This is a genomic window from Paenibacillus mesophilus (assembly GCF_005938385.1).
GTDB classification, from domain to species: domain Bacteria; phylum Bacillota; class Bacilli; order Paenibacillales; family NBRC-103111; genus Paenibacillus_AB; species Paenibacillus_AB mesophilus.
In genome coordinates this window covers 119,516-132,739 of sequence record NZ_VCRA01000007.1, presented here as the reverse complement: position 1 = coordinate 132,739, position 13,224 = coordinate 119,516, and the positions used below count along the sequence as shown (strand labels likewise).

Below are 13,224 nucleotides of genomic sequence, written 5' to 3'. Positions count from 1 at the left end.
TCAGGAAGGGGAAATGACAAAATAAAGCTCAAATGTACCTTATCCGCGGTCAAATGACGCCTTCGGAGCCAAATAACGTTCAAATGAACATTACTACTAACAAACGGCTCCATTTCACGTCTTGTGGAGGGGACAGTCTAGGCGTGTCGTTAATTTGGTTGCAAGCGGAAAGCTGTTTACAAGTATCCGGCTGTACCCTTATAATACATTTAATTAATGATTAAGTAAATTCGCCAGGCGAGGTATTCCTGAACTTTTTAAAAGGAGATCGCCTTCCGTAATCGTGCTGCTCACCCAACGAGCCAACTGCACGAAGCCTATCAACCGAACGGCGTTCGCCGGCCGCAGTGCGCCGCCAGCCGGCGTAGTACTGGACCGGTCTTCGGGCCCGCGAGTTCGGGAACCGTCGCATCGGAAGGCGAGTAAGGGAGGAGACAAGTATGAAAGCGGTTGTGATCCGCAATGGTACCGACCGTCAATACGTAACGGTAGCCGACCTGCCCGTACCGATTCCGACCGGGCGTGACGATGTGCTGATCCGGGTGCTCAGCGTCGGGCTGGACGGGACCGACCGGGAAATCGTAAGAGACCGGTACGGCGTATTGCCGGAAGGCGCGGAGCAGATGGTTATCGGGCACGAGCTGCTTGGCGTGATCGAGCAGGCGGGTCCGGAGTCGGGCTTAACGCGAGGGGAGCTCGCAACGGCGCTCGTCCGCAGACCGTGCGGCGATGCAGCGTGTGCGGCATGCCGGCACGGGCAGCAGGATTATTGCCAGTCGGGTGCCTATACGGAACGGGGGATTCGCGGAGCGGACGGCTTCCTGAGCGAATATGTAGTCGAGCAGGCGCGTTACGTCGTGCCGATTCCGGCCGTTTGCGCTCCATACGGAGTGCTCGTCGAGCCGCAGAGCATCGTGGAGAAAGTATGCAGCCAAATCGCGATCGTCCAGCAGCGTGTCAAATGGGAGCCGCGGACGGCGCTCATTACCGGCTCGGGGCCGCTCGGCATCTTGACGGCACTGACGTGCCGCACGATGGGGCTGGATACGCACGTCTGGTCCCGTTCGGGGGACGACAGCGTCAACGCAAGTTTAATACGCCGGTGCGGCGCCTTTTACCACGAGGCGAAGGACGACGGCGGAACCGCGCTCCCGGATACGCAACCGCCGGGCGCGGAGGACCGCCACTTCACCTCCGGTTTGCAACAGTTCGCGGAGAGCCAAGACATTCGCCCGGACATCATCTGGGAATGCAGCGGACATACACCGCTCGCCTTCGAATCGATCCAACTGTTGAACCCGAACGGCGTGCTCGCCATTCTCGGCGTCACTTCGGGAAGCAGGCGGCTCCACATTCCTTGTGATTTGCTGAATCAGGAAATGGTGCTCAAGAACAAATGCATCATCGGCTCGGTGAACGCCTCGCGGGCCGATTTCGTTACCGGCATCCGCCGGCTGCAGGAAATGGAGCGGGACTTTCCCGGATTGCTGGACTCCATGATGACCGACCGGCTTGCCATGGCGCAGGTGCCCGAGCTCGATTTTTCCTCCGTCGCGGTCAAGGCGGTTGTCGATCTGGCCGGGAGCGCTCGACAAGCTTACAAGGCGGGGGATGAACCGATATGAATGAAGCTTTGCAGGCCTGTATCGCCAAATATCCGGAGCTGTCCGCTTGTAGGGGAGATATCGAACGGGCTTTTCATGCGATGAAGGACTGCTACGCCGAGGGCGGCAAAATCTTATTGGCCGGCAACGGCGGCAGCGCGTCGGATTGCGAGCATATCGTCGGAGAGCTGATGAAGGGCTTTATGTCGAAGCGGCCGATTCCGGCACAAATGAGAGAGAAGCTGAACCAGTTCGGCGAGGCCGATGGCGTTTATATGGCGGACCGGCTGCAAGGAGCGCTTCCGGCTATATCGCTCGTCAGCCATACTTCGATTGCTACCGCTTACGCGAACGATGTGGCGGCGGATATGGTGTTTGCCCAGCAAGTATACGGCTACGGGAAGCAGGGGGACGTGCTTGTCGGTTTGAGCACCTCCGGCAATTCGCGCAATGTCGTCCGGGCGATGCAGGTCGCCCGCGCGCTCGGTATGGGAACGATCGGATTGACAGGACGCGACGGAGGCGAGATGAAACGGTTTTGCGACGTAACGATTCGCGTCCCTTACGAGTCGACTCCGGATATTCAGGAGCGGCATTTGCCGATTTATCACACGCTATGCATCATGCTGGAGCGGCACTTTTTCGGCGGCCGGGCAAGTTGAGCGTATTGAGAAGCAAACAGACAAGTGGTATCTTTAAAGTGGCGGACGCCGAACGGATTACGCCTCACGCAGCTAAGAAACCAACTATACGAAGCAGGACTAGGGAACTGTCATGTCATCACGTATCTGCTGGGATATTCGTACTCCTTGTCATGAATGGGAGCGGTCATCAGCTGCAGGCAGGTAATGACGTGACAGTTCCTAAATAGAGAGCACCGATTGGGTTCAGGTTAGGAGGAGACAGGCAATACAGCCGAATAAAATTGCTTATTTGAAGCAGGTCAAGCAAAGCAACATGTCCGAAGTGCTGGAACGGATATGGCAACATCAGCAAATATCCCGCGTGGAGCTGGTCGAGCTTACAGGGCTTACGTCCGGTACGATTACGAATTTGACGCACGAGCTGATCGAGTTGAAGCTCATTCGCGAATTCGAAGCCGTTTCCGGCAGCGTCGGCCGCAGAAGAGTGATGCTGGGCTTCGATCCGAGCCTGTACCGGATTATCGGTTTGGATATCGGGCGCGCTACGGTGGAGATCGTCGTCGTCGATCTGAACGGCAAAATCATCAAGACGATCGAACGGGATATGAGCGGACGAATCGGCCCTGACGAATATTTCGAAGTGATCGACCCGCTAATGAACGAATTGAAACGCGATATCGAGAAGGCCGGTTATTCGATTCTCGGTCTCGGTGCCGGGGTGCCGGGACCGATGGATTACAGTACGGGCAGCCTGCTCGATCCCCCCAATTTCCCCGGATGGAAGGGCTTCCCGCTGCAGCGGACGCTCGAGGACCGGTACGGTCTCGTTACTTTGATCGAGGACGACGCGCGAACGTCGGCGATGGCGGAACGCCGATACGGGCTTGGGCGAAGCCTCCAGGATCTCGTATTCATCACGATGGGAATCGGGATCGGCGGCGGAGTCGTAGGAAACGGGAAAATCGTCCGGGGAACGAACGGATTATGCGGTCAAGTCGGTCATATGACGATACTGCTCGACGGTAAAACATGCGACTGCGGCAACCGCGGCTGCTGGGAGACGGTCGGCTCGATTCCGGGCATATTGAGCCGCTGGTCGGGCGGCAAAACGATGGATGAGCTGAAGGAAGCGATCCGGCTGGGAGATCCAGAAGCGCTGAAATGTATGGAAGATACGCTCGGCTATTTGGAAACGGCCTTGATCAACGTATACAACTTGTACGATCCCGAGCTGGTTGTGCTTGGCGGACGGCTGTATCCGTATTTGGCGGATTATTTGCCGCCCGTGCAAAATCATCTGCGTTCCAGACAGTACGCCTTTGCCAAAGACCGGCTACGCATCGAGCCGTCGACGTTCGGCACTTCGCAAAGTGCGGTGGGAGCGGCTGCGCTGCTGTTCGGTTTTCTGCTGTCGGAGCCGGTCCGGCTGCTCGCGCTGAACGACGGAACTTGAGCACGCCCGACAAATAGCATAGACTTCCCGGTTGCGGTTGGAGACGGTATAAAGCCCGCACTTCCATAACTGCGGCGTCTTTGCAGTCAATAAACTTAAAGATTAAGTAAATTTATGCAGCCGTATCGGAAGGAGGTTGTTTGACCCGTGAGCGAATTGTATAGACCGCTTCGCAATTCCGGATGCCGAATTATCGACGACCTCGTGTTCAAAGGCTACCGGTCGCTTGTGCTCGAGAATGAAAAGCTGCTCATCCATCTGCTGCTCGATAAAGGGGCGGAACCGATCCGCTGGCTGCACAAGCCGACCGACACCGATATGATCTGGATATCCCACAACGGCTTGGGCGCTTCGCACGCCATGTATGCCGACTACCAGATCAGCTACATCGGAGGCTGGCAGGAACTGCTGCCGGAGGTCAGTTATACGTCGGAATACCGCGGAGGAACGGTGCATCGCGGGGAAACGGCGATTACGCCGTGGGATTACCGGATCGTCAAGGACGAACCGGATGAAATCCGGGTGCTGCTCATCAATCAAATCCGCTCGATGCCGTTCCGCCTCGAGAAGCTGATGATTATGGCATCCGGCAGCGAGACAGTACGGATCGAGGAGACAGTGCGGAACTTATCGCCAACCTCGGCGCTCGAAGCTAACTGGGGGCATCATCTCGCATTCGGCCGGCCGTTTCTCGGGGAGGACTCCACCGTCTCCTTGTCCGAAGGGGCAATCGTATGCAATCCCATTACGGGCGAAAGCTGGGACTGGCCGCTTATGCGGCAAGCGGGGACGGTCACCGATCTGTCAGTCATGCCGTCTCCCGGGACGGAACGCGATTTGCTGTACATCGCCGTGCCGGACGCGGCTTACAGACTGGCGAGCCCGAGCAAGGGCCTTACGCTGGAAGTACGCTGGGATAGGGCGGTGTGGCCTTATTTATGGTATTGGCAAAATTTCCGGGCGGACAGGAACGCCCCGTTCTTCGGCTGCGACTACAACATCGGGCTGGAAATGTTCAACGTACCCCCGAAGCTGACGCTTGCCGAGGCGGCGGAGCGGAAGCTGGCACTCGTCGTGCCGCCTGGGGGCGCCATTTCGTCGTGGCTTGAGGTTACGACGTTCCAGACGCTGCAAGAACGTCAAGGAAAGGGAGGAACTGCGGGATGACTCACGCGAAGCGGTTGTCCTTTGCCGGCATCCGGACGAACTCCGTCTACGAGCGGACGAACCTGGTGACGATTCGAAATATGGCCCGTCCCTATGAGCCCGATCCACCGGCCGGGCAGTGGCCGGGGGCGTCAAGCGAGCCGTTCGCCCGGCTGATCGATACGATTGTTTCCGCCCGGCTCGCCGGGAAACCGGTCGTCTGGTCGATGGGAGCGCACGTCATTAAGAACGGGATGTCCTGTTACGTGATCGAGCTTGTGCGGCATGGATTTTTGACCCACGTCTCGGGCAACGGGGCGACAAGCATTCACGATTTCGAGCTGGCCTTTCTCGGCGAAACGTCCGAGGACGTAGCCCGTTCAATCGAAGACGGCTCGTTCGGCATGTGGGAGGAAACGGGCCGTTTCATGAACGAGGCGATCCAGCAGGGAGCCGCGCTCGGACTCGGCTACGGGCCAAGTCTATACCGGTATTTGTCGGCTAACCCGGAACGGTTCCCGCATTATGACGATTGCGTGTTCGTTCAATGCCAGCGTTATGGGGTCCCTTATACGTGTCATATATCGATCGGCACCGATATTATCCATCAGCATCCGATCGTCGATTTTCACGCGCTCGGGGCGGCGTCCGGGGAAGATTTCCGCACGATGTGCCGATCCGTGGCGGCGATGAGCGACGGCGGCGTCTTCCTGAATTTCGGATCGGCCATTTCCGGGCCGGAGCTGTTTCTGCGCGGCCTGTCGCTTGCCCGCAACAGGGGGCTGCCGATGCGCGATATCGTCGCCGCCAACTTCGACATCGTGCCGGTGACGGCGGATTCCCGTCCGCCCGAGTCGGACCCGGACTATCATTACCGACCGCGGCGCGTACTGATCGACCGGCTTGCGGAAATCGGCGGCGAAGGATTGTTGTTCCACGGCCTGCATCAATATACGATTCCGGCGCTGTTCCACGGGCTGCTGCAAAGGAAGCGGGAGCTCGGCGCAGAGTTCCCGCCGGCACGCGGGCCAGACTCGGCTCTGCAGCCGGAAGCGAAGATGTTTCCGGTTCGAACGAGACGGAGCAGACTGTTCCTCAATCCGCCCGAAGGCGGCGTTCCATCGGGGAGGCCGCCGGACGAACGGGGTTCGGAGCATGCTCCGGTCGATGCGGCCGGGCAGCCCCCATCCGGTCCGCGTCTCGCCTTCGTTCCCGGTCAAGCGCCGTTCCCGGATCAGTGGAGCGATCCGCAGTTTGACGATTTCATCGCCAGACTGATCATGGCCAAGGAGCGGGGCTGCCGCATTCTCGTCTCACTCGGCAGTCATGTCATCGGGGCGGGTATTCACCGGCATTTGATCGATCTGATCCGCTCCGGTTACGTAACCCACCTTGCCTTGACTGGCGCGGCGTGCACGCAGGACGTCGAGTTGGCCGCGTTCGGAGAGGCGGAAGCGATGGAGCCCGGGACGCTTCTGGCAGGCAAGCTCGGCATGTGGCAGGAAACCGGGGATCTCATCCACCGTGCGCTTTCGGACGGATACGTCAATGATTTGGGCTACGGCGATAGCTTGATCCACTACGTTAGGCGCAATCCCGGACGATTTCCGTACATCGAGGACAGCCTGCTTGGTGCCTGCATCCGTGCGGACATTCCGTATACGTGCCATATTACGATTGGTCCGGATGATATCCAGCTTCATCCGCAGAGCGATTTCGCCGTACAGGGGCAAGCGAGCGGCTTCGATTTTCAAGCCTATTGTCTGACGGTGGCGCAGCTGGAAGGCGGCGTCTTCCTGAATTTCGGCTCCAGCGTAACAGGACCGGAGGTGTTTCTGAAGGCGCTGTCGATCGCACGCAATTTGCAGTACCCCGTCCATCATATTACGACCGCCAATTTCGACATCGTACGGCTGGGCGACTACCGCAAGATGGTAGGCTACGAGGATTGGGATTACTACTACCGTCCGCGCAAAAATATCGTTCACCGGCCGACGAGCCTCGGCGGCAAAGGATTTCATTTCGAAGGGCTGCACGAACGGACGATCCCGGCGATCTTGCGGGCGCTGCAGCTTCATGAATCGGGCGGCACGCAAGCTTGAAGGCCGACAACTTTTGCGAAACGTATCATTAGGGAGGCTGCATGACATGACACTCGGCATTCCGAGCCGCAAGGAGCCGATCAAGGCCGTACTGTTCGATTTCGACGGTACGCTGTCTACGCTCCGGGCGGGATGGGAAGAAACGATGGCTCCGATGATGAAGGAAGCGATCGCGGGAGCGAGACCGCTCACGCCGGAGGAGTCGGAAGCGTTGGATATCGAGATAGCGGCCTACATCGATCAATCGACGGGCATTCAGACTATATTCCAGATGAAGTGGCTGGCGGAGAAGGTCTCGGAGAAAGGCTGGAACCCGCAGGTGCTTGGCGAATGGGAGTACAAGGCGGAATACAACCGCCGTCTGCTGAACTGCGTGAACGAGCGCATTGCCGATTTGCAGGCAGGACGCCGCGAGCCTGCGGATTTTTTGATGAAGGGCGCTCAAGCGTTCCTCGAGCTTCTTCGCGAGCGCGGCATCGATATGTACGTCGCTAGCGGAACCGACCATCCGGACGTGGTCAATGAGGCGAAGGTGCTTGGCGTGGACCGGTTTTTCCGCGATATAGCGGGAGCCCCGGTCGGACGCGCCGATTGCTCGAAGGAAAAGGTCATCGCCGATCTGCTAAAGGAGAAAGGATTCCGCGGCAGCGAGCTGGCGATTATCGGCGACGGCAAGGTGGAAATCCGCCTTGCCCACGAAAACGGGGCGCTCCCGCTCGGCATAGCGAGCGACGAGAACCGCCGGGAGGGCATCAATGAAGTGAAGCGAAACCGGCTGATCGCGGCCGGGGCCGAGCGGATCGCCGGAGATTTCGCCGATGCCGGCCAATGGCTCGACTGGCTTGGACTCGCAAGCCGATGAGCGAGCCGAAAGGTCGATCAATCCCGCGTAGTCGGCTTATTCCCCGATTCGCGGACATCGGCCCGGCCAAGTCCGGGACGCGGACCCCGGCATAACCGCGAGCCCGATTCAATATGGTGTATAGAGAACGACAATACGCGAAGATACGAGGACAGGAGTTGACGGGATGGGGAAATTGCGTTTCGGCATGATCGGCACGGGCAACATCTCCCATTGGCACGGGCAGCTGCTCGGGGAGCTGAACGGCGAGGCGGAGATCACGGCATTGGCCGATCCGAACGAGGAGAGCCGGAACCGCTTCGTGCACAAATTCGGACTGTCCGGCGCCGCCGTCCATGACGATTACCGCAACATGCTCGATGCCGGAGGCTTGGATGCGGTCGTCATCTGCTCACCGCATACGCTACATTACTCCCACGCCTCCGACGCGCTCCGAGCCGGATGCCATGTGCTGATCGAGAAGCCGATGACTTGCTCGTCGCGGGAGGCCAGGCAATTGATCCAAACGGCCGCTTCAGCCGGCAAGCTGCTGCAGGTTGCGTACCAGCGCCATTTCCAGCCGGAGTTTCTGTACATTCGTCAAGCGATCCGGGACGGCGTAATCGGGCGGCTCACATCGGTTACCGCTACATTGTATCAGGAATGGAAGCAGGGTACGGCAGGCACGTGGAGGGTAAAGCCGGAGCTGTCCGGAGGCGGGATGCTGATGGATTCGGGCAGCCATCTGGTCGACGCCTTGCTATGGACGACGGGTCTTACGCCGGCGGAGGTCAAGTCGGTCGTGCATCGGCACGGAGCACCGGTCGAGATCGATTCTTTTACATCGATCCGTTTCGCCGAAGGACCGATCGCCGGACTGAATGTCGTAGGCTTCGCCCAAGGCTGGCACGAAACCTACATGTTTTGCGGGGAACAAGGAGCGATTCATTACGACAACGGACGCATTATGGTCCGCAGATTGGGGCAAGAGCCGGTTGTTCCCGAATTGCCGGCACGGACAAGCAATCAGGACAAAAGCTTCGTCGACGCCATTCTAGGTCGTCATGAGGTGCTCGTGCCCGGAGAATTCGCGCTCAAAGTCGTCAAACTTACAGAGATGATATACGAGGCCGCCGGCTACGCACCGCTTGACGGGCATACGGATAGACAGCCGTGACCCCGCATCTTTTATAGCGCAACGACCGATAAGACGGCCGGTATTTATTATTACCGGTTCCGGGAATCGGTCTTTTTGTTTTTTACCGGATCGCTTACAAGTTTCTTGTTGATGGGGGAACGTATGTTTGGTATTCTTGAATTGACGGCAATAAGTGGTAGTTGAGGGAGGCGAATTGGCGATGAAAGTTGCGCTCCGCCGGGAAGCCAAACGACCAACAAGAACACGTCGATTGGAAAGTGTACATGGAGCGGATCCTGCCGTATTTGCAAGGCAAAGCCGACGGCTCCAACGAAGATTTAGTCAGAGGCAGGGGTGTGGGATATGACGACGGAGACACGCTTCGAAGCGTATAACCGTGATCTTGGTTTCCAGTTGGAAGCTGTTGCCGGCATATTGCAAGCGAATCCTGTAATGGAGGCGCTGTTTCAAGACATGCGGCTGCTGAAGCTCGATAACTGCTATATCGGGGCGGGCTGCGTTACTCAGTCGATATGGAACTATATCAGCGGGCTGCCGTTGAACTATGGCATAAGCGATATCGATATCGTGTACTTCGATACGGATTTGTCGCCGGACAAAGAAAATAAGGCGATCGAAGACGCGCAGCGTCTATTCGCTCATTTGCCGTTCAGACTGGATGTGAAAAATCAGGCGCGCGTCCATCTATGGTACGAGCGGCATTTCGGATATCCGATCCGGCCTTACGATTCCGTAGAAGATGCGATCAACAGTTGGCCGACGACGGCGACCGCGATCGGAGTGCGAAGAGACGGGAACGGCGATTGGAGCGTCTATGCGCCATTCGGTTTAAACGATTTATTCGGGATGATTGTCAGGCCGAACAAAGCACAAATTACGCAGTCGATCTACGAGAAGAAGGTAAGCAGATGGAGTGCGCTGTGGCCGCGGTTGAAGATCGTTCCGTGGCACTAATTCATGCGGCACTTTAGCCAAGCAGCCCCTCATATACATACAATACGACACCATGACGAGGGGAAGATGCCGGATGGCCGCATGCCCGCCTTTCAAGTACAAAAATGTGACGCCCGCCGTATTTCGCGCACTGCAAATGTTGGGCAAGAAAAAAGGAATCGATATACCGAATGCGCCGTCGGGAAACATCTCGATAACGGTCGCCGGCTTGAAGGTTAATTTCCAGTATGCTTGGGACGCCAGAAGCGGACAGCTGATCCTCACCTGCGTATCCAAGCCGCCGCTGCTCGGCTGCTCGACGATCAAAAGCTTCGCGGACAAAATCGTGTCCGAAAGCGGAGGGAAGACGGCATAAGGTAATGGACGCAATACGGAATACGGAATCCGGCGATCGCAGCGGTCGCCGGTTTTTCATGCTTAATTGCCGAAGGGGGCTTGCGCTTGGTTGGAGTTCTATGGCAACATTCAATTGGGCGTAAGCATCGTGGACTCCATATTAAACAAAGCTTCGTTAGCCAAAGATGCGGAAGCGGCCGATTAAGCAATCGAAGCAAATCGCGGCGAGCAAAATTGGGACTATGACGACCGTAGTGATACAACGAGGAGGCGGGCAAGATGGGCGAGTATGTTGAACCCAAAAGTCCAGGCTATGACATTCGGCTTGATACGATCAGCTCCGGGTTCGTTCCCGGTCAGGAATTGTGCTGGACGCATCCGAGAGCCGGCATCGTGAAAGGGGAGAAGACCTCCGTAGTCATGACGCTGTCACCGCTGAATTTAACCGGCAGCGACGTCTTCTACGCCTTGAACGTAACGCGTTCCGATGATATGGGGAAGACTTGGACCTCTCCCGCGGAACAGCCGGCTCTTGGACGACATACGCTAGGCGAAGGCTTGGAAGAGGTTATAAGCGACTTTACTCCGGCATGGCACGAAGCGACCGGAAAGCTTCTGGGAATCGGCCATACCGTAACGTACAGAGGCAACCACATCTACCGGCCGATTCGTAAAACGGGGTATGCGGTATACGATGCGGATCGTCAAAGCTGGACGGATTGGCGTGAAATGGCGATGCCTCCGACTTTTTATACGTCGGGTGCGGGATCGACGCAGCGATTCGATTTGGAGAACGGCGACATTTTATTGCCCATCTACTTTTCGAAATCCGCGGAGGATGTAAGCGGCGGGCGTCATTTCAACTACTCGACGGTTGTCCGCTGTCGTTTCGACGGAGAAAGACTTCGATATATCGAGCACGGGACGGAGCTCACGGTTCTTCGTGATCGAGGCTACGTAGAGCCTTCCTTGACCCGGTTCCGGGGACAGTTTTACTTGACATTGCGGGCCGACGATCACGGGGCTGTGGCGCGAAGTGCAGACGGGCTGCAATTCGGGGAGCCGAAAGGTTGGACTTGGGATGACGGAAGCGAGGTGCCCACGTACAACACTCAGCAGCATTGGGTAACCCATAGCGAAGGGCTGTTCCTGATCTATACGAGAAAGGCAGGCAACAACGATCACATCTTCAGACACCGGGCTCCTTTGTTTATCGCCGAGGTCGATCCGGAACGGCTGTGCTTGATCCGCGCATCCGAACGTGTGCTGGTCCCGGAACGGGGAGCGAGACTGTGCAACTTCGGGGTCGTGAATGTGAACGAGCGGGAGACATGGGTAACCGTAGCCGAATGGATGCAAAATGGGGGCGTATGGGGTGAGGAAATGCGGCGTCTGCTGCTCGAATCGTATACCGAACAGGAGCTGGCTCCACTCGGATCGGCTCCCCATATGAGCGGACTAATAACTTTGATGGGCGCTGACAATAGCGTATACGCCGCCCGTATTATATGGGACATTCCGAACGGCAGCGTATAGCGTTAGAGGCAGTATCCCCTCGCAGAAGAGCCAATAGTTGCGGCGCCGGGTGCTCCGCACGTTATTGAGGGCGATGATGTCCGATTCTTTTTTTGCGCTCCCCCGATGTCAAATTCACCGTTCGATAGTATACTTAGTTGGGGCCCGAGAGGAACGCAGATGACGGTGCCGACCAGAGATTAGCGGAAAGAGGAACCAACATGTCGCACGCGCTTAGAAGATGGCTCGTCATGAACTTGATGAGCTACACCATTTTCGTTTATGTCGGAATATTCGTCAATCTGTTTATTTGGGAGAAAAACCGGCTCATCTCCGAGGTCGCCTGGTACAATTTGCTCGTCTATTTCTCGTGGTCGTTCGCTTTCGCCGCAGCGGCTTACTTGCTGACCAGAGCAACGGTTCGGCTGCTGCTCGGCATCTCGGCTTTTGCCGGGGGAAGCGCATTTTTGATATTGTCGTTTCTCGAGCTGGATAACCGGCTGCTCTGGATCGCCTTGATCGGAGCGGCCGTCGGCGTCATGTACGGATTTTTCAGCGCGGCGCAAAACTTGAGCGTGTCCATGAGCGGTACAAGCGCAGAGCTCGGCCAATATTTCTCGGCGGCGGCAAGCATTCAGCAGGCCGTTACTTTGGCGATCCCGCTGTTATCCGCGGCGATTATTATGTATTTCGGGTATTCGGGCACGTTCGCCCTTATGCTCGTTTTCGTCGTGTGCATGCTCGTATTCTCGTTTGCGATGCCGAAAATTTCGATGAAAGCGGGTAAGGATGACTCGCCCCGTCCGTCGACGCTCGGTTGGCTGTGGCGGGAGCTGTTGCGCAAACCCGGTCTTCGCTGGTTTTCCGCATCGAACTTGGCGGCCGGCGTCTTTTTGCAGTTCCAGCAGCTGTTTCTGCTGTTATTTACGTTCAGCGTGACGGAGAACAAGTTCTGGATCGCGGCGCTCAACGGCTTGTACACGCTCGCCACCTTGGGAGGGCTGTTCGTATACCGCAAGTACGGGTTGAAGGACAGCACGTTTCTGATGCTGGGCTGTCTGCTGATCGCCGGCGGCTTCCTGATCGTGCTCGTCCCCGCCAAGCCTTTGCTCATCGTTTCCAATCTGCTGACGGCGGTCGGCATGTTTTGCTTCGGCGCGGCCTGGAATACGCTTCAATTCAAATGGATCAAGCCGTATTCGGAGGCGGGACAGGCGAAGCTTCTCGTCTGGAGGGAGACGCTCATCTGCGTAACCCGTATCGCTACGCTGTTGATCGTCATGTCCGTAGACGATTTCCGGAGCCCTATATTCGTCGTGCTGATCGGCGTGTCCGTGTTATGTCTGCTGGCCGTCCCTTACTTCGAATACCGCGCCAGGAAAACGCTGGAGCCGGACCGGGCGAAAGTCGGACTTCCGTCGGCTTTGGAAGCGGAGTGAACGGCTTCGATCAGTAACTTTACCTATGACC

11 protein-coding genes are annotated in these 13,224 nt (G+C 57.3%); all 11 read left to right on the top strand.

Translation table 11 applies throughout. The features are described from left to right. Positions 1 to 440 precede the first annotated feature (440 nt). The 11 genes from FE783_RS15055 to FE783_RS15005 all read left to right on the top strand — a co-directional run bounded on the left by FE783_RS15055 (position 441) and on the right by FE783_RS15005 (position 13,193). Positions 441 to 1,625 (top strand): glucose 1-dehydrogenase, encoded by a 1,185-nt coding sequence (locus FE783_RS15055; protein WP_138880204.1) that lies wholly within the window; start codon positions 441 to 443, stop codon positions 1,623 to 1,625. Next, the gene (locus tag FE783_RS15050) at positions 1,622 to 2,266 is read left to right on the top strand and encodes a D-sedoheptulose-7-phosphate isomerase (RefSeq protein WP_138880203.1); all 645 of its coding nucleotides are present in this window, start codon (positions 1,622 to 1,624) and stop codon (positions 2,264 to 2,266) included. Before FE783_RS15055 ends, FE783_RS15050 begins: the two co-directional genes overlap by 4 nt. 295 nt (positions 2,267 to 2,561) lie before the next feature. After that, the gene (locus FE783_RS15045) at positions 2,562 to 3,701 is read left to right on the top strand and encodes an ROK family protein (protein ID WP_138880202.1); all 1,140 of its coding nucleotides are present in this window, start codon (positions 2,562 to 2,564) and stop codon (positions 3,699 to 3,701) included. A gap of 147 nt (positions 3,702 to 3,848) precedes the next feature. Further along, on the top strand, positions 3,849 to 4,868 hold the full coding sequence (locus FE783_RS15040) for a DUF4432 family protein (protein ID WP_138880201.1): 1,020 nt from the start codon (positions 3,849 to 3,851) through the stop codon (positions 4,866 to 4,868). Next, positions 4,865 to 6,949 carry a GSU2086 family protein gene (locus tag FE783_RS37975; protein ID WP_202916198.1) on the top strand — a complete coding sequence of 695 codons (2,085 nt, stop codon included), beginning with the start codon at positions 4,865 to 4,867 and terminating at the stop codon, positions 6,947 to 6,949. The genes FE783_RS15040 and FE783_RS37975 overlap by 4 nt, the downstream gene beginning before the upstream one ends. A gap of 46 nt (positions 6,950 to 6,995) precedes the next feature. After that, positions 6,996 to 7,811, top strand: a complete 816-nt coding sequence (locus FE783_RS15030) for an HAD family hydrolase (protein ID WP_158301813.1) — start codon at positions 6,996 to 6,998, stop codon at positions 7,809 to 7,811. A 166-nt stretch (positions 7,812 to 7,977) separates the two neighbouring features. Beyond that, the gene (locus FE783_RS15025; RefSeq protein WP_138880199.1) at positions 7,978 to 8,967 is read left to right on the top strand and encodes a Gfo/Idh/MocA family protein; all 990 of its coding nucleotides are present in this window, start codon (positions 7,978 to 7,980) and stop codon (positions 8,965 to 8,967) included. Positions 8,968 to 9,291: 324 nt separating this feature from the next. Beyond that, positions 9,292 to 9,903, top strand: coding sequence for a nucleotidyltransferase family protein (locus FE783_RS15020; RefSeq protein ID WP_138880198.1), 612 nt, complete (start codon positions 9,292 to 9,294; stop codon positions 9,901 to 9,903). A 73-nt stretch (positions 9,904 to 9,976) separates the two neighbouring features. Next, positions 9,977 to 10,258 (top strand): DUF2671 domain-containing protein, encoded by a 282-nt coding sequence (locus tag FE783_RS15015; protein ID WP_138880197.1) that lies wholly within the window; start codon positions 9,977 to 9,979, stop codon positions 10,256 to 10,258. A 260-nt stretch (positions 10,259 to 10,518) separates the two neighbouring features. Further along, entirely contained in the window at positions 10,519 to 11,775 is a 1,257-nt protein-coding gene (locus FE783_RS15010) for a sialidase family protein (RefSeq protein WP_138880196.1), read from the top strand. 200 nt (positions 11,776 to 11,975) lie between these two features. Beyond that, positions 11,976 to 13,193, top strand: coding sequence for an MFS transporter (locus tag FE783_RS15005; protein WP_138880195.1), 1,218 nt, complete (start codon positions 11,976 to 11,978; stop codon positions 13,191 to 13,193). Positions 13,194 to 13,224 lie beyond the last annotated feature (31 nt).